Annotated in this window: 13 protein-coding genes; 4 read left to right on the top strand and 9 right to left on the bottom strand. The window is 46.1% G+C overall.

All coding sequences use genetic code 11. The features are described from left to right. The first annotated feature begins 57 nt into the window (after window positions 1–57). Window positions 58–2,724 (top strand): bifunctional diguanylate cyclase/phosphodiesterase, encoded by a 2,667-nt coding sequence (locus tag Nant_RS02820; protein ID WP_054340133.1) that lies wholly within the window; start codon window positions 58–60, stop codon window positions 2,722–2,724. Between the two features lie 2 nt (window positions 2,725–2,726). Here Nant_RS02820 and Nant_RS02815 read toward each other — a convergent pair whose 3' ends face one another. Beyond that, window positions 2,727–3,173 carry a flavodoxin gene (locus Nant_RS02815; protein ID WP_054340132.1) on the bottom strand — a complete coding sequence of 149 codons (447 nt, stop codon included), beginning with the start codon at window positions 3,171–3,173 and terminating at the stop codon, window positions 2,727–2,729. A 162-nt stretch (window positions 3,174–3,335) separates the two neighbouring features. On the opposite strand from Nant_RS02815, the gene Nant_RS02810 reads away from it, so the two are divergent. After that, complete coding sequence (locus Nant_RS02810; RefSeq protein ID WP_054340131.1) at window positions 3,336–3,653, top strand: hypothetical protein; 318 nt, start codon at window positions 3,336–3,338, stop codon at window positions 3,651–3,653. Between the two features lie 119 nt (window positions 3,654–3,772). Then, window positions 3,773–4,819: a CobW family GTP-binding protein gene (locus Nant_RS02805; RefSeq protein WP_054340130.1), complete on the top strand. Its 1,047-nt coding sequence runs from the start codon at window positions 3,773–3,775 to the stop codon at window positions 4,817–4,819. A 171-nt stretch (window positions 4,820–4,990) separates the two neighbouring features. Here Nant_RS02805 and Nant_RS02800 read toward each other — a convergent pair whose 3' ends face one another. The 3 genes from Nant_RS02800 to Nant_RS02790 all read right to left on the bottom strand — a co-directional run bounded on the left by Nant_RS02800 (window position 4,991) and on the right by Nant_RS02790 (window position 8,059). Beyond that, on the bottom strand, window positions 4,991–6,064 hold the full coding sequence (locus Nant_RS02800) for an alkene reductase (protein ID WP_054340129.1): 1,074 nt from the start codon (window positions 6,062–6,064) through the stop codon (window positions 4,991–4,993). A gap of 18 nt (window positions 6,065–6,082) precedes the next feature. After that, window positions 6,083–6,391 carry an ArsR/SmtB family transcription factor gene (locus tag Nant_RS02795; RefSeq protein WP_054340128.1) on the bottom strand — a complete coding sequence of 103 codons (309 nt, stop codon included), beginning with the start codon at window positions 6,389–6,391 and terminating at the stop codon, window positions 6,083–6,085. A 162-nt stretch (window positions 6,392–6,553) separates the two neighbouring features. After that, window positions 6,554–8,059: a fumarate hydratase gene (locus Nant_RS02790; RefSeq protein ID WP_054340127.1), complete on the bottom strand. Its 1,506-nt coding sequence runs from the start codon at window positions 8,057–8,059 to the stop codon at window positions 6,554–6,556. Between the two features lie 326 nt (window positions 8,060–8,385). Here Nant_RS02790 and Nant_RS02780 point away from each other — a divergent pair, with 326 nt between their 5' ends. Continuing rightward, complete coding sequence (locus Nant_RS02780) at window positions 8,386–9,573, top strand: GAK system CofD-like protein (RefSeq protein WP_054340125.1); 1,188 nt, start codon at window positions 8,386–8,388, stop codon at window positions 9,571–9,573. Between the two features lie 70 nt (window positions 9,574–9,643). On the opposite strand, the gene Nant_RS02775 is transcribed toward Nant_RS02780, so the two are convergent. The 5 genes from Nant_RS02775 to Nant_RS02755 form a co-directional block, all read right to left on the bottom strand. Continuing rightward, window positions 9,644–10,981, bottom strand: coding sequence for a 2-oxo acid dehydrogenase subunit E2 (locus Nant_RS02775; protein ID WP_162224919.1), 1,338 nt, complete (start codon window positions 10,979–10,981; stop codon window positions 9,644–9,646). 67 nt (window positions 10,982–11,048) lie between these two features. Beyond that, window positions 11,049–13,724, bottom strand: coding sequence for a pyruvate dehydrogenase (acetyl-transferring), homodimeric type (gene aceE / locus Nant_RS02770; protein WP_054340123.1), 2,676 nt, complete (start codon window positions 13,722–13,724; stop codon window positions 11,049–11,051). Between the two features lie 630 nt (window positions 13,725–14,354). Next, window positions 14,355–14,849 carry a hypothetical protein gene (locus Nant_RS02765; RefSeq protein WP_054340122.1) on the bottom strand — a complete coding sequence of 165 codons (495 nt, stop codon included), beginning with the start codon at window positions 14,847–14,849 and terminating at the stop codon, window positions 14,355–14,357. Between the two features lie 119 nt (window positions 14,850–14,968). Next, window positions 14,969–15,667: a response regulator gene (locus Nant_RS02760; RefSeq protein ID WP_202904934.1), complete on the bottom strand. Its 699-nt coding sequence runs from the start codon at window positions 15,665–15,667 to the stop codon at window positions 14,969–14,971. A 35-nt stretch (window positions 15,668–15,702) separates the two neighbouring features. Next, window positions 15,703–17,085 carry an ATP-binding protein gene (locus Nant_RS02755; protein WP_143773538.1) on the bottom strand — a complete coding sequence of 461 codons (1,383 nt, stop codon included), beginning with the start codon at window positions 17,083–17,085 and terminating at the stop codon, window positions 15,703–15,705. Window positions 17,086–17,443 lie beyond the last annotated feature (358 nt).

Here is a 17,443-nt window from a genome sequence, read left to right as displayed (position 1 = left end):
AGATAGAATTTATTTCTAGATTGCATTGAAAGTTAGATATTTTATCAGCGAGTATTAATGGACGCATTAAGTAATCTGAAGAGAGGCTTATCTGCAGATAAGCTTCAGGCAAGCAGTGATGCACAGCCCACTGTTCAGGACCTGAACCGTCTACTCCTTCTGCAGAGAAATCTGCTTGAGAAAATAACCCTCAATCTCCCTTTAAAGGAGCTGCTTGACAGCCTCTGTCTGGAGATAGAGGGTATTGTCGGCGAATGCTGCGCCTCCATTATGCTTTTGGATAAAAAGAATGGGGATCTGAATCTTTTAAGTGCGCCAAGCATTCCAAAAAAGAATTTCCTCCTCCTTAACCACCTTACTCCCGGACCTAAAGCACGATCATGTGGCACTGCTGTTTATTCAGACCAACCTGTTTTTGTTATTAATACACATACAGATAGTCGTTGGGAAAATGCTCAGCATATCCATGAACTTATGGAAACAGGCGCTTGCTGGTCTTACCCGCTGCATGATGCCGCCAATAACGCTATGGGGAGTATTGCGATTACCAGCGCGTTACCAAGAAACCCGTCAACATTCCATGCCCGCATACTGGAAAGTGCTGCCTATATGGCGGGTATTGCCATCACACGCCATTTTAGCCGCGTCGCTTTAAAAGATTCTGAGCAGCGTTTCGCCCATATTGTATCTTCCATTCCTGGCGTAGTTCTTCAAACAGAATTCGACGCCATGAATAAACCTTATTTTAGTTATGTCAGTGACAGTGTTCAGAGCCTTTGCGGGGTAACCTCAGTCGAGGCCTTAACGAGCTTTAAACGCGTTTGGGAACGCCTGCATCCGGATGATCGTGATATGGTCAATGGCTTTTTAAGCCGTAAACCAGAGTATGGATCGCTATGGACAACCGAGTGCCGTTTTTTCGACGCTCAAGGCCATATTAAATGGATACATTTGGCCTCTACTCCGGAATGGGACAAGCATAATAAACTTAAACGTATTAATAGCATCATGCTGGATATCTCCAGCGAAAAAGCGGCGTACGCACAACTCGAACTAGCTGGTATCGCCTTCGCATCGACTAACGAAGGTATTATGGTGGCAGATGCCAACAACCATATTGTTGATGTCAATCGCGCTTATTGCGAAATGACAGGATATACACGGGATGAACTCATTGGGCAATCACCTTCCCTGTTTAATTCCGGCCGCCACGAGCTGAAATTCATCAAAAACATCTACGCCATCATACTCGAACAAGGATTTTGGCAAGGAGAGTTGTGGAACCGACGTAACGATGGTGCCATATACCCCCAGTGGCTGAATATTAGCGCGGTTTACAACACACAAGGTAATCTGACTCACTATGTGAATGTTGCTGCTGATGTATCCAACATTAAAGAATCCGAAGCTAAATTACGTCACATGAGCCAACATGATGCGCTAACGGATCTTCCCAATCGCCAACTATTCAAAATACTGCTGGATCATGTAATCGAACACAAACAGAACGATCAGCGCCCCGCCGTATTAATGATCGATCTGGATCGCTTCAAGCATGTTAATGAAACGATGGGGCACCAGGCCGGAGACAAGTTACTCATACAAGTCGCTAAACGCCTGCGTAATGTCATACCCGACAATAATTTATTGGCCCGCGTAGGGGGTGACGAGTTCGCAATAATGATTAAAGATTGCCAGAATCAAGGCGAAGCTGAGCGCATCGCGATGCGACTCGTCAATGCACTTGAAGCAGCGGTTGATCTGGATGGACATGATTTTTTCACGACCGCCAGTATCGGCATCACGTTATATCCTGAAAATGGATTTGATAGTGAAACACTGATTAAAAATGCAGACACGGCGGTTCATCAGGCCAAAGATGACGGACGTAATAACTACGCCTTCTATCAACCAGAACAAACGCAAATTATTGAACAATGGGTTCGTCTGGAACCAGAGCTAAGAAGAGCACTCGCGTTAGATCAATTCAGGGTTTTCTACCAGCCTCAGATTGATGCAATGACAGGACAAATATCGGGTGTGGAAGCCTTGGTTCGCTGGGAACATCCTGAAAACGGATTAATGTCTCCAGGATTATTTTTACCTATTATCGAAGAAATTGGCCTGATGACTCAGGTCGGCAACTGGGTGCTGGAACAAGCCTGCGCTCAAGCGTCTCAGTGGAAGGACGCAGGTTATCCACCCTTCCGCATAGCCGTTAATCTTGCAGGCCAACAGATTCTAAGCCATGGATTCGTCAGCGTTGTAAAAGAGTTGCTTGAGAAATACGAGATTGAGCCCGATCAGCTTGAACTCGAAATACTTGAAAACATTGTCATGAAGCATGCCGATGCAGCCAAACCCGTATTGAATGAATTACGCACGCTCGGCGTACGCTTAGCTCTGGATGACTTTGGCACTGGCTATTCATCCCTATGCTATCTGAAAATGCTACCCGTGCAGAAAGTCAAAATAGACCAATCACTCGTACGCGACATCCCCAACGACCCCGATGATGAAGCAATAGCCAGAGCCATTATCGCACTAAGTCATAGTCTTAACCTTAGCGTCTGCGCAGAGGGCGTAGAAACAGAAGAACAAAAAGCCTTCCTGCGAGGTGAGAACTGCGACCAGTTACAAGGCTATCTCATCAGCAGGCCGATACCTGCTGCAGCTCTCTCTCAATGGCTCGATGAGCATTACGATCTCATCGGCAAGCATTAAATTCAAATTTTCAAATGTAATGCACTAATCCACTCGCTCACGGCCTCTTCCGGATCCGGAGTCTCACAAGCATCAATCACTAACATATCCTGAACGGCTTCAGCCCGTAACTCCTGCATCAGTTCATCCATTTGGCGCCCAGCATCATAAAAATTATCATAGGAGCTGTCACCCAGAGCAATCACACCGTACCTTACATGTGCGAGTATCGGAAACTGATCTCTTAACTGGCTGTACAGTGGCAACAGATTATCAGGAATTTCTCCTTCCCCAATGGTCGCCGAACAGATAATAAGCACCTCTGTATCTTTCGCTATAACATCATCAATCGTTGGACGGTTATACACCTGAGTCTGATGCCCTAAATTTGCCAACTGATCTGCTGCATCATCTGCTACCTGCTCCGCATTACCATACGTAGAACCGACTAAAAATTTAACCTTGGCCATCCTGCATCATCCTATTTTGAAATAACATATTTTACTATTGATACTATAAATAATCAGTGAAACTCAACGCGCATTTTTTATCTTCATATTTCTATTTATTCGTAGCGAATTTACATGTTGGCGCTATACTTAATTTATGTATTTTGAGTAAGGAATAAATTCATGGGAAACCAAAGCTTATCTAAACTTCTTGAATTATGGGAAGAGCACGCTTCAAAAGTCAGCAAACAAACTGAAGTAACTTTATCCATCAACGATACCGATATTATAAGGCTAGCAGCTTTAGCTGACGTTTATAAATTACCTCAAAATGAAATTATCGCGACCCTGATTCACGAAGCCCTCAACGAATTGGAAGCCAGAATGCCTTATATACCCGGCAAAAAGGTCATTCGAATCGAAGATGGGGATGAAATTTTTCAAGATACAGGACCCATGCCTGAATATTTAGCTGCCCAAAAGCGTTATTTGGCTAAATAGCCTAAACGAACAAGGTTTGCATTAAATAGCTCGATCATGAGTAATTGTTCATATTGTTGTTATACTCTCGTTATAATAACGTTATATTATAACAACAATTAATCTTGTGATCATTATTCATGCTATCAAATATCCCTACCAACATCATTACCGGTTTTCTGGGCGTAGGCAAAACCACCGCCCTTAACCAACTCATTAAACAAAAGCCTGAAAATGAAACGTGGGCAATTGTTGTCAACGAATTCGGCCAGATTGGCATCGACCAAAGCGTTCTGACAGACCAAACCGGTATACAAATTAAGGAGATTGCCGGTGGCTGTATTTGCTGTGCGCTTGGCCCGGCCTTAACCATTAGTCTTGCCATGTTATTGCGCCGCACCCGACCTGACAGAGTGATTATAGAACCCACTGGATTAGGCCACCCGGAAGGCTTAATCGACATACTTCAAAGCGAATCTTTTCGCGAGGTGCTCACCTTACGCAGCATTATCTGCCTGCTTGATCCTCGCGTACTAGAGCAACCGGAAGTGTTGCGCCATCAGACCTTTATTGATCAATTAAACCTGGCCGATATCATCGCGTTAAATAAATGCGATCTTGCTACAACGGCGCAAGTTAATGAAGCTCAAACCCTGTCCGAAAATATGTTCCCGCCTAAGCAAAAGGTTATTCAGATAATACAAGGCGAATTCCCCATTCAGCTGTTGGATCACACCCGAAACACCGCGCTTTCTGCGCATTACCCTGACGCTCATAGTAACGGCAGCGACCCGCAACCACTGCCGCAACAATTATCAAAACAAGCATCAAAACAATCGCCTCCGCAACCTCCAGTGCTACCGGCGCTCTTTCTACCCGAACCGGGCAAGCCGATCAAACGCACCGGTGCTAATCAGGAGGCGTTCAGTTGCGGCTGGGTTTTTCATCCTGATGATCAATTCGATCACGATAGCTTACTGGCATACCTGAATTCATTGACCCAAATCTGGCGCTTAAAAGGGGTATTCCGGATAGGCCATAGCCGAGTTTTTTACAATCGGGTACTGGATGAAACCACGACACAGCCCATTGCATGGCGGCGCGACTCCCGACTTGAAATCATCAGCCAGACGCCCTTAGCCTGGCATGAAATTGAAACCGCATTACTCTCTATGATCAAAAAATAAGTTCTACGCTGATGATGCCGATTGATTAAGCACTCGGCTAGTCAAGCTATCAAAAAATAGGGGCAGTCCTGCGCTACTAACAGGACTGCTATCGGCACATAATGATTATCAATGCATAGCATCTATAAAACAGAGGCCCAGTAGAATTTATACTACAGACAGATTACACAACTATACCGCAAACAACTGTGCCTTAGGCAGCATAGGATAATCGGTATAACCCGCCGCACCGGATGCATAAAAGGTCGATGAATCTGGCTTATTAAGAGGCGCGTCCTGGCGCAACCGCTCTACCAAATCCGGATTGGCTATGTAGGTTTTACCGAACGCAACGGCGTCTGCCACCCCCTCTTCAAGTAACTGCTCCGCCTGAGACTTAGCCATCTGCTCATTGACGATCACCGCACCACCGAAGCGCTGCTTAAGCATCCTCGTCAGTCCTGGCGCATTGAAATGTTCACGGGTAAAGATAAAAGCGATGTTACGTTCAGCCAGTGCCTGTGCCACATATCCAAATGTTGCTGCAGCATCACTATCTCCCATCGAATGCGCGTCACAGCGAGGAGACAAATGCACGCCAACACGCCCGGCGCCCCACACGCCGATGGCTGCATCGGTGGCTTCAAGTAAGAAGCGGGCACGGTTTTCAATGCTGCCACCATAACTATCAGTACGTTGATTAGTCGAATCCTGCAAAAACTGATCCGGCAGATAACCATTTGCACCATGCACCTCTACGCCATCAAAACCGGCCTTTTTGGCATTTTCAGCACCCTTTTTAAAGGCCAGAATAATCTCGCGAATCTCATCAGTGCTGAGTGCACGCGGAACCTCATATGCCTTCTCCGGACGCACCAGGCTGACATGTCCTTCTGCCACCAGTGCACTGGGAGCAACCGGCAATTCACCGTTCAGATAAATTGAATCGGAGATACGCCCTACATGCCATAACTGCAGCACGATGCGGCCACCGGCGTTGTGCACGGCGCTGGTTACTTTTTTCCAGCCTTCAACCTGCGCATCAGACCAGATGCCCGGTGTATCCGGATAGCCAACACCCATCGGGGTTACCGACGTCGCTTCCGTAAAAATCAGGCCAGCACTGGCGCGCTGTGTGTAATACTCGGCCATCAGCTCATTGGGCACCCGTCCTTCGCTGGCACGGCAACGTGTCAAAGGTGACATAACGATACGGTTTGGCAATAAGAAATCACCCATCTGAACCGGGCTAAACAAGGTGCTCATAAATACTCCTGAAACGCTCTATAGTGTTTGTTGAATTTGCTCAGCAAACTCACGGATAACCGCTTCATTTCGCTGATAATAGACCCACTGCCCCCGACGCTGAGAAGCCAGCAAACCGGTACGCTGCATTAAAGCCAGATGAGAAGAAACCGTAGACTGTGACAACCCGGACTTTGCAAAAATCTGGCTCACACAAACACCCTGCTCAAAACCATTGGGCTGCTCCGTAAACTCCTGCTCAGGCTGTTTCAACCATTGAAGAATCTCACGGCGCGCCGGATTTGCCAGCGCTTTAATAATCTGTTCCAGGTTTTCATCAGTCATCATCTATTCCATCCTGTAAGCTTTAATATGATATATCGAAATATATCGATATATACAGAGTATTTATATCAATAGTGTTTTGCAAAATTCATTATTTTCTATATTACCTGTGCTGATACGCACATAAAAAAAGCGGCCTAAGCCGCTTTTTCACCGTCCAGAATATTATGCTTGTTTAGCAATAATATCTTTCCACTTAGCAGGACCGGTGTTGTGAACTGACTCACCGTTTACATCAACAGCCACCGTTACCGGCATGTCTTTCACTTCAAACTCATAGATCGCTTCCATACCCATTTCAGGGAATGCCAACACCTTAGCGCCAATAATCGCTTTGGATACGAGATAAGCCGCACCACCCACTGCCATCAGATAAACCGCCTGGTTATCTTTAATCGCCTCAATTGCTACCGGACCACGTTCAGATTTACCGATCATACCCAGCAAACCAGTGCTTTCAAGAATCTGGCGTGTAAATTTATCCATACGTGTCGAGGTGGTCGGACCCGCAGGACCCACAACTTCATCACCCACAGGATCAACCGGGCCAACGTAATAGATAAAGCGGCCTTTCAAATCGACCGGCAGCTCTTCACCATTATTCAGCATCTCGATCATGCGCTTATGCGCTGCATCGCGACCGGTCAGCATTTTACCGTTAAGCAGAACGGTTTCGCCTACTTTCCAGTCTTTCACATCTTCTGGTGTAATCTCATCCAGATTAACACGACGTGTGCTGGCGCCCACTTCAAACGTCACTTTTGGCCAGTCATCTAAGCTTGGAGGCGTCAGAATAGCAGGGCCATTACCGTTCAATTTGAAATGTGTGTGACGTGTTGCTGCGCAGTTAGGGATCATCGCTACCGGCAAAGAGGCTGCATGGGTTGGGTAATCCATGATTTTTACATCAAGGATAGTCGTCAGGCCGCCCAGACCCTGCGCACCAATACCCAAAGCATTCACTGCATCCATAATTTCAAGGCGCAACTCTTCGATACGATTCTTCGGACCACGCTCACGTAGTTCATGAATATCGATAGAACCCATCAGGGACTCTTTAGCTAACACGGCGGCTTTTTCTGCCGTTCCGCCAATACCTATACCCAGCATGCCTGGTGGACACCAACCAGCACCCATTGTTGGTACGGTTTTAACTATCCATTCAACAATGCTGTCTGACGGATTCAACATCACCAGTTTAGATTTGTTTTCAGAACCACCGCCTTTCGCCGCGATGTGCACTTCAACTTCACTACCCTCAACAATCTCGTAATGAATGACTGCCGGGGTATTATCTTTGGTGTTCTGACGCTTACCGGCCGGATCAGCCAGAATAGATGCACGTAATACATTATCAGGGTTCATATAAGCCCGACGTACACCTTCATTGACCATATCGGTCACACCAATTTTAGCATCCCAGCGGACATCCATACCGACTTTAAGAAAGACCGTAACAATGCCCGTATCCTGACAGATGGGACGATGCCCTTCAGCACACATACGTGAATTGATCAGAATCTGAGCCATAGCATCTTTTGCCGCTGGATTCTGTTCTTTCAAATAGGCTCCATGGACCGCTTTGATAAAATCAATCGGGTGGTAATAGGAGATAAACTGTAACGCATCTGCGATGCTACTGATGAAATCGTCTTGGCGAATAACGCTCATTCGAGGCTCCCCACTACTCTGGTTCTATATCATTTAATGGCTCGGATGAGCCGGAGTGGAGCAAATTATACACCAAATCAAAGATGATGCGGGGTTGGGCGTTAGTCTTAACTATCTCACCAAATACCTACCTCTTTTAGCCGCCCTAACAAATAAAATGTATTTTTGTGCCCACAATTACATTTATTATCTGAAATCCCGTTTCACCTATTATGTTGGCCATGGAGACGCTATCCCACCTTTGCTGCTATCATTTAATAAAGCTTTTTTGGAGATGATTTTACTGTCTCATATTTTTTTGCAGATCTGTTCTACAGGAACTCTACATGGATAAGATCCTAATCCAGCGCCAGGCAACACTACCGGATCTACTGCGAATCAGCCGCTACCGTAAAAGCCCCGAACGTGGCCCACGTGTGCTGTTTTTTTCCGGTGGCAGTGCACTCAAGCATGTTAGCCGAACACTCAAACACTACACACACAATTCAGTACATCTGGTGACCGCCTTCGATTCCGGCGGCAGCTCTGCCAAATTACGTGATGCTTTTGATATGCCCGCGATTGGCGATTTACGTAGCCGTTTACTCGCGTTAGCAGATGAAACGGTCACAGGTAACCCCGCCATTTATGCGCTATTCAATTACCGCCTGCCTGAATCAGTAACAGATACCGACTTAATATCTCAACTGGATCACATTGCTGATGGCACCCATCCTTTGATCATGTCCATTCAGCAACCCATGCGAGACCTGGTTCGCAGCTTACTGACTTTTTTCATCGATGCTATGCCCGAGAATTTCAACCTGCGGGGTGCCAGCATCGGTAATTTATTGATTGCCGGCGGCTACTTAACACATCATCGACAACTGGAACCGGTCATCTTTTTACTCAGCAAGCTGATCAACACTCTCGGTGAAGTGCATGCCATCACAGAGGAAAGCTTACATCTGGTCGCACACCTGGAAGACGGCCAGAAGATTATTGGTCAACATCGGATTACGGGCAAAGAGACAGCACCGTTAGCGTCCAGAATAGTGGATATTAGTTTAAGCAGTGATCCTGACGACTACCAGAAAACACCCTGCCAGCTTAGCGACACACTCACTTCATTTATTCAGCAAGCGGACCTGATTTGTTACCCTCCGGGTAGCTTTTATAGCAGCATACTGGCCAACCTTATACCCACGGGCGTAGCCACCGCGGTGCAGCAAAATATTTGTCCAAAAGTGTATATTCCCAGCTTAGGAGAAGACCCTGAATTGTATGGCACCACCACCCGCGCAGCGATTCAGCAACTGCTAAAGTATTTGAGAAATGGACAGCCAGAAAAATGGGATAACCAATGTCTGAATATTATTTTGCTGGATGGGCGCTATACCGAAATTGATGCTGAAACCCGAGAAACACTAAGGGCTAAGAATATCCAGTTAATTGATTTACCCCTGGTTACTCCTGATAGTGCTCCTTATTACGACCCACAAAAATTGGTAGATGCCCTATTATCGCTTACTTAAATCCAGCGGTTGTCATATTCTTAAAAAATGAGTGGCCCATCGGGCCACTCAAAAAGAGCCTGAGCTTTCACTACAAGATCGTATTACCTATCTGGGCAAGACACTGATGCAGCATCACCATAAACCGACCGGCATCCCCTCCATTCACAACCCGATGGTCAAATGACAAACACAGCGGCAACTGCTTTCTGGGTATAAACACCTGACCATCCCACACCGGTTTAATACTTGAACGGGCCACCCCTAAAATCGCTACTTCAGGGCCATTGATGATCGGCGTAAAGCCGGTACCACCACTTACGCCAAGGCTAGACACTGTAAAACAGCCGCCCTGCATATCTTCTGCTTTCAGCTTCCTCGCGTTCGCCTTAACAACCAGATCAGCCAATGCTTTTGCCAGCTCGCTGATCGACTTTTTATCTGCGTCCCGAATGACAGGCACAACCAACCCTGCAGGGGTATCGACCGCTACACCAATATGTACATAATCTTTGTAAATAATCCGTTCACCATCGACATGTAATGAGGTGTTGAACTGTGGATACTTACGCAACGCTTTAGCGACGATCATAATAATAAACGGCAGCAACGTAGGCTTCTTCTCGAGACCGTAAACATCAGGATTTATCGTCGCGCGGAACGCTTCCAAATCAGTAATGTCGACTTCATCCGACAAAGTCACATGCGGGATGTTCAGCCAACAGCGCGTCATATGCGCAGAGGTCGCTTTCGCTATCCCTGAGAGAGCTCTTTCCTCAACCGGACCAAATCGACTGAAATCAACCTCAGGGAAAGTAGGTATGCCGCGTTGAGCGAGTCCTGGTAGTGCTCCAGATGCAACATTATCCAGCGGCTGTGTAAGACAGTGCTTAACGAACTGTTTCACATCATCTTTCAAAATACGCGAACGCGTACCACTGCCTGTCACACGCGACAAATCAACACCCAGCTCTCTGGCGAATTTTCGTGTTGCAGGGCCAGCATAAATGCTTCCTACAACGTCAATTAAAAGCGGAGTGTTTAGGGTACTACCCACCACTTTTTTGGCTGGAGCATCAACAGACTGCACAGAAATCATTGCCGTATTATCAATACTGAGGTTCGTAATAATCGGGCGTTCAACGTTGATATCAGATACGTCATTACCCGATCGCTCAGTTTTGAGCTCGACTTGTGTCTCTACGCTAGTATCAACGCGAGCAAGAGGGCGACCTTTCTCAATGCTATCACCCATCTCAATCAGCCACTCAACAACCGTTCCCTCAACGGAAGAAGGGATTTCCATTGACGCCTTATCAGACTCAATAACAATCATCGAATCACCGATTGAAACCTGATCACCAACCTGAAGGCAAAACTCGATTACATCCCCGCTGCCGTCCGCATCGGGCATTAAAACTATTTCCATAGCCATATATCACTCGCATAAAAGTGGGCACTCTGGCTTTGCTTCACACCAGAGTGTTTACGAATATTTAAAAAAGCGCTGGATCAGCTTTTTCGTGTGGAATAACCAGAGCTACACGTGCCCGGGCTAATTCAGCCTCTGCCAGCTGACCTTTACGATAAAGACTGGTTAACGCAGCCCAGGCGATATAGCGTGCATCCACTTCAAAGTGATCGCGCAGCGTAGGACGACTTTCGCTTAAGCCAAAACCATCTGTACCCAACGCAACCAACCCTTGCGGGAACCAGCGGGCAATACCATTAGGCAGTGATTTCATGAAATCACTGACGGCGACAAATGCACCCTTCTCTCGATCCAATAGCTGCTCAATATAGTTTTGCTGCGGATTCTCCGGATTCAGCAGGTTCTGTCGCTCAATTGACTGCGCCTGACGTGTCAGCAGGTTATAGCTGGTGACACTCCAGATATCAGTACTGCAGCCATATTCCTTCAGCAGTTCAGCCGCTTTTAATACTTCCTGCATTAAGCTACCGCTACCTAACAAATGAACTTTATAACCACTACTATTATCTTGTCTGAAGCGGTACATGCCTTTAAGAATGCCGTCTTCAACATTCTCCGGCATTGCGGGCATCGGATAATTTTCGTTATACAGCGTTAGGTAATAGAAAATATTCTCACCTTGCTCATACATCCGCTTGATACCATCTTGTACAATCACGGCCAACTCATAGGCAAAAGACGGGTCGTAGCTATACATATTAGGTAATGTTGCAGCAACGGCCTGAGAGTGACCATCCTGATGCTGCAAGCCTTCACCGTTCAAGGTCGTCCTGCCCGCTGTACCGCCTAACAAAAAGCCTTTCGCCAAGCTGTCAGCACACGCCCAGATCATATCGCCAACGCGCTGGAATCCAAAAATCGAGTAGAAAATATAGAACGGAATGGTAGGTACACCGTAATTCGCATACGCTGTACCAGCCGCCAGGAATGATGCCATAGCACCTGTTTCACAGATCCCTTCCTGCAATAACTGCCCATCTTTGGCTTCTTTGTAAGGCAGCAAGCTACTCGAATCGACGGGCTTATATTTTTGCCCTTCGCTGGAGTAGATACCAAACTGCCTGAACAGCGACTCCATACCAAAAGTACGCGCTTCGTCAGGCACAATCGGCACGATGTACTTACCGAGATTTTTGTCTTTAAGCATACGAGAGAGTATTTTAACAAACGACATGGTGGTCGACTGCTCGCGTGTCGTGCCCTCCATTGCTTCTTTAAATAAACTTAACTCTGGCGCCACAACAGACTCGAAAGCCACCTTACGCGAAGGCAGATAACCACCCAATCCCTGGCGTTTTTCATGCAGATACTGCATCACCGGGCTATCATCGGCAGGTTTATATAACTGCGCGTCAGCCAGCGCCTCATCAGACAAAGGAATACCAAAACGACGCCCGATATCAATACGCTCAATCGTTGTAAACTGCTTTTTCTGATGAGAGGTGTTCTGCCCTTCTGCAGACGCCCCCATACCGTCCCCTTTAACGGTTTTCATCAAGATAACTGTAGGCTTGCCTTCGCTACGCAATGCAAGATCAAAAGCGCCGAATATTTTACGTCGATCCTGACCTCCGCGCTTAATACAACGAATCTGTTCATTGCTCAGAGAGTTCATCAGAGCATCAAGTTTTGGGTCTCCGTCGATCCAGTGATCACGCACGGTAGGGCCGTCTGATACCGTATAAAACTGATAATCACCATCAACAGCACGGTCCATTCTTGCTTGCAAAATACCATCATGATCACGCGAGAACAGTTCATCCCACTCACTACCCCAGATCACCTTGATAACATTCCAGCCAGCACCGCCGTAATTACGCTCAAGTTCCTGGATGATTTTTCCATTTCCACGTACAGGGCCATCTAAACGCTGCAAGTTACAGTTAACCACCATCACCAGATTATCCAGATTATCGCGGGTTGCCATGTTGATCGTACCCAACACTTCCGGCTCGTCCGATTCACCATCACCGATAAAGCACCAGATTTTTCCACCATCCGGTTTTTTCAAACCTCTGTTTTCCAGATATTTCATAAATCTGGCCTGATAAATAGCAGAGGGAGTAGAAAGCCCCATCGATGCGGTTGGACCTTGCCAAAAGTCCGGCATACGGCGCGGGTGCGGATAAGAACTCAAGCCGCCGCCTTCTTGCAGTTCACGGCGGAAATTTTGCATCTGCAGCTCAGACAAACGGCCCTCAACATAAGCGCGGGCATATAACCCGGGTGCAGCATGCGCCTGAACTAATAACTGGTCGCCACCATAGTTATCGGTTTTGTTTTTAAAGAAATGATTAAAACCGACTTCCAGCATAGTCGCGGCAGACTGGTAGGTCGCAATATGTCCACCGACTCCGGTACCCTGATCATTCGCCTTTAACACCATGGCTGCCGCATTCCAGCGGATGATATTTTCCAGCTGCTGCTCTATTTCAGGATTGCCCGGGTAAGCGGGCTGGTTATGTATCGAGATACTGTTGCGGTAAGGTGTATTCAGCGTTGCTTCTGTTAAGTTAATATTTTTACTTAACATGTAATTCTGTAGCAGCCTCAGAATGTCGCGACCACGATTCTCTCCCTGGGCGCTCAAGATATCATTCAGAGCCTCAATCCACTCTTTATTTTCATGAGTCAAATCATCAATATTTAACGACTCAGTTATAGGATTAATTGTATTCATAGCATTTCCCCAAAGGACTTTTAAAGCAAAGGTCTTTACGCAAAGCACTTTAACGACAGGGCACTTAGCTGCAGAGTAATAACGGGACCTGAGTAGAGTCCCTGTATGACGTCCCTTGTAAGGACAGAAGCAATCAGTCTTGTGAACTGGTGTATAACCGGGAGATAGGGGGTGGTTTTCATCACCGATTCTTAAAACAATCTAGCATCTGCTGGTTAGTTTTATATTGCGAAGATTTTCATTAAATCTGTAATTTTTAGCGATACAACCCATAAAAAATTACGTAATTAGCACTAAAAACGTAGTATTAACTAAAATAGCAAAAATGGTGTTAATCAGAGAAAACTGTAGACATCCCCCTACTGTCGAGATGCACCTACATCAGAAGAATTAATAATGGCGACTGCTCGATATTGAAGGTGTCAAATCTAATGAAAGAGGAAAGCAGCCGAAAGGCTGTTTTTTGATATGGGAGCTGGGGGGGGGGATTTTTGCGTCACCTGATCAGGTTCAAAAGGGCAAAATAAACCGCATAGGGAATAAAGATACGGTTTATTTCGCTGCTAGACCTTCCGGATATAGCTTTCAATTTGTTACAGCTGTCAAAGGTTAAATGTTATGGGGGAGGCATTAAGCCGTTACATGAATCAGGCCGCCTTCCGGGGCTGAGGCTTGTAAAATTTCCTGGATGCTATTCAGGCTCTTTACTTTTTCCTCATCTGACTGATCGTCGCTGTAGTAGTTGTTCAGCAGATCGTTCAGTTCACTCAAAAGCTCATCACTAATATTAAGACCTTGTGTAGTGCTCTCCGTACCCGAGGGTGGTGGTGGCGGTGGCGGCGGACCGCCTTGCCCTGACTCCTGAACACCTGCCATGTCCCCTATGCTGAGGGCATCAAAACCTTCCGCAGCCATTGTATACTCTAGCGCTCTTCCAGGCTGTATTCCTGCTTCAGCAAAGGCTTCCACGATGGCCTGAGCATCAGATTCTGTTAACGCTTCAGAATCAAATTCGGCCAATGTATCTTTTACTAATTGTTGTTGATCTGCCGTCAGTGAGCTGCTCTGGGTGGATTGCTGCGGCATGAAACTTTGGAAACTGTTACCTGAAATACTGCTGACCATGGTTAATCTCCTTGGCTATTGCCATAGTAAATGATGGCTGGATTTAAGCATAATTCAAAGTATTGTTTAAAATATGGAGACAATGTGAAGTTTTCGCCCGTCGGTAAATAATTTAAATATTACGTTGGCAGAAGCAGTTTATAGCCTACGCCATAAATAGAGAGGATAACTTCCTGATGCTGAATGATCTGTTGTATTTTTCGGCGTAAATTTTTTATATGGGTGTCAACAGTACGGTCGGTTACCAGGCGGTAGTCACTGTATATCTGATTGAGTAATTCATCTCGGCTAAACACCACATCAGGGTTGTGCAGAAGATAATTAAGCAAGCGAAACTCAACAAGGGTGAGGTTAAGCAGGTGTCCATGTACCTGGATAGACATGGTTTCAGAATTACAGCTGAATAGCCCTATCTGTTGATTAGCTGATCTGTCGGGTGGTAATAAAACCGCTTCGCTGCGGCGAAAGAGCGCGTTTACCCGAGCAACCATCTCCCGCAAACTATAAGGTTTACAGAGGTAATCATCTGCACCGGTATCAAGACCCGTGAGCCGCTCATCTTCTGTCACTTTAGCCGATGCCATTATTATAGGTATTGATGAATGACTACGGATCTGTCTACAAAGGGTAACGCCGTCGACACCCGGTAACATTAGATCCAAGATAAGCAGGTCGGCCTGATGCTCGTCCAGCCAGGGTTCGACTTGGTTGCCATCGTGTAGGCAATGAGTTGCGTAGCCCGCCTGTTCAAGATACTCCTGTAACAGACGCGCCAGTTTCTTTTCATCCTCGACTACCAGTACAGTTTTTTGGGTCATAATGTCCATCTGATAAGATCTGTTTTCTTGAATAATTAGACGGGGATCAGTGGCAGTTGAGCCGTAATACGGAGACCACCTCCATTAAGGTTTTCAGCGAAAATAATACCTCCGTGGGCGGTTACTATCGCTTTACAGATAGCCAGGCCCAGACCTGAACCGCCAGCGCTGCGGCTGCGGGATTTGTCAGCACAGTAAAGGCGGTCAAAAATCTTTTCCTGATCTGTATTACTGACGCCGGGTTTGGTATCCGAGACGACTATCGTTAACTGTTTGGTATCATTATATAGTTGCACCTCTACAGAACCACCGGGATCAGTGTAGCGTAAGCTGTTTTCCAATAGGTTACTCATCAGCTGAGATATGCGCCGGGAATCAGCGCTTATTTTACAGCCTTCTTTAGGTTCAGTTTTCAGTTTCAATTGCAGATTTTTCATTTTCATCCGAGGCTTGAACATCTGAACCTGATGCTCAATTATCGAATACAGATCACACTCGGTGAAGTGTAAATCCAGAGCGTCATTGTCGGCCATGGCTAGCTGATGAAGATCTTCAATAAGGTGGGTGAGTGCGATAATTTCTTCTTGTAATGACGTGATATTTTCTTTAGTAGGCTGGCGTATACCATCCAGTAAAGCTTCTACTTCACCACTGATAACCGCCAGTGGTGTACGAAGTTCATGGGATATATCTGTCAACCACTGACGTCGCAACCGTTCATTTTGTTGCAAGGCTTCTGCCATACGATTGAAATTGAGTGCCAGACCAGTGAGTTCATCATTGCCTCGAACCGGTACCCGGATATCATACTGGCCAGCTGATAATTTATGGACAGCATAGATAACCCGGTTAACCGGACGCAGCAGGAGTTGCGCCCAGATAGCGGCGACCACTAATGACAGCAACATGACAGCCGCAGCTATAACAATGAAATTCTGCTGCTGCTGTTCAACGAAGCTGTTAGCTAATTGCTCGCCAATCAGTTCAGTAGGGCTAAGGTAAAGCCAACCAATCAACTGTTTTTGCGTGTTTATTTCTATCCAATGGCCAGTTACTGATTGATCCGGAGGCCCGAAAAAAAGTTTTTTCTCAGCATCATACAGGCTTATTCGCATCGCCAAGGGACGGTGAGGCGGCAGAGCACCTCTGCTTGATTCCTCTTGCTGCGGCAAATGCTTTGGAGGGGGATTATCGTGAGCCCTGCGAGGGCCCGGGCCGGGAGGAATCGAAATATTGGCTGACTCTAAGGCTTCTTCCCACAGCTTATGGTTGTGCTGCATAAGCTTCCAGCTTTTTTGTTGTTGATAATGCTGGACAAGAAACTCAGTCATATCATTAGCTAAACGAATCTCTTTTTGCTGTAAATAATTGGCAAAACCCTGCTGAAAAGAGCTGTTAATGATAATTAATATAAACATAACTATTGAACTAAAACTCAACAGTAACGTTATCAGTAATTTAACAAAAATACGGGAGCGCAAGCAGATTCTCCGATCGGAACGCTAGTCTTGAAAAGCAGCATAACATGCCAGCGTGTAGGCATAAATTTAACTCCATACAGCATAACGTTAAATTGTGGAGGAAATAAGAAGATGCTAACTTTAGTTTATGCTGGGCACGTATCAGCTGATAGGTGAGGAGGAGTCCATCGTGTTTCTTTCAAGGATATGATGGATGAAAAGTGCCCGATAAATGAACAAGATGTCACCTCTGTTTTGGGATTTTTTTATTTTATTTAAAAAGTTTTACTTAAGAATTTCCTTAAAGATAGCTACG

This window comes from Neptunomonas antarctica, from assembly GCF_001305295.1.
Lineage (GTDB): Bacteria > Pseudomonadota > Gammaproteobacteria > Pseudomonadales > Balneatricaceae > Neptunomonas > Neptunomonas antarctica.
The sequence above is the reverse complement of the archived record's forward strand: the minus strand, read 5'-3'. Positions and strand labels throughout refer to the sequence as shown.

Coding starts and splice junctions, on each gene's coding strand:
- Nant_RS02820 (WP_054340133.1), top strand. CDS start 58: ATGGACGCATTAAGTAATCTGAAGAGAGGCTTATCTGCAGATAAGCTT.
- Nant_RS02815 (WP_054340132.1), bottom strand. CDS start 3,173: ATGGCCAAGGTTAAATTTTTAGTCGGTTCTACGTATGGTAATGCGGAG.
- Nant_RS02810 (WP_054340131.1), top strand. CDS start 3,336: ATGGGAAACCAAAGCTTATCTAAACTTCTTGAATTATGGGAAGAGCAC.
- Nant_RS02805 (WP_054340130.1), top strand. CDS start 3,773: ATGCTATCAAATATCCCTACCAACATCATTACCGGTTTTCTGGGCGTA.
- Nant_RS02800 (WP_054340129.1), bottom strand. CDS start 6,064: ATGAGCACCTTGTTTAGCCCGGTTCAGATGGGTGATTTCTTATTGCCA.
- Nant_RS02795 (WP_054340128.1), bottom strand. CDS start 6,391: ATGATGACTGATGAAAACCTGGAACAGATTATTAAAGCGCTGGCAAAT.
- Nant_RS02790 (WP_054340127.1), bottom strand. CDS start 8,059: ATGAGCGTTATTCGCCAAGACGATTTCATCAGTAGCATCGCAGATGCG.
- Nant_RS02780 (WP_054340125.1), top strand. CDS start 8,386: ATGGATAAGATCCTAATCCAGCGCCAGGCAACACTACCGGATCTACTG.
- Nant_RS02775 (WP_162224919.1), bottom strand. CDS start 10,981: ATGGAAATAGTTTTAATGCCCGATGCGGACGGCAGCGGGGATGTAATC.
- aceE (WP_054340123.1), bottom strand. CDS start 13,724: ATGAATACAATTAATCCTATAACTGAGTCGTTAAATATTGATGATTTG.
- Nant_RS02765 (WP_054340122.1), bottom strand. CDS start 14,849: ATGGTCAGCAGTATTTCAGGTAACAGTTTCCAAAGTTTCATGCCGCAG.
- Nant_RS02760 (WP_202904934.1), bottom strand. CDS start 15,667: ATGACCCAAAAAACTGTACTGGTAGTCGAGGATGAAAAGAAACTGGCG.
- Nant_RS02755 (WP_143773538.1), bottom strand. CDS start 17,085: ATGTTTATATTAATTATCATTAACAGCTCTTTTCAGCAGGGTTTTGCC.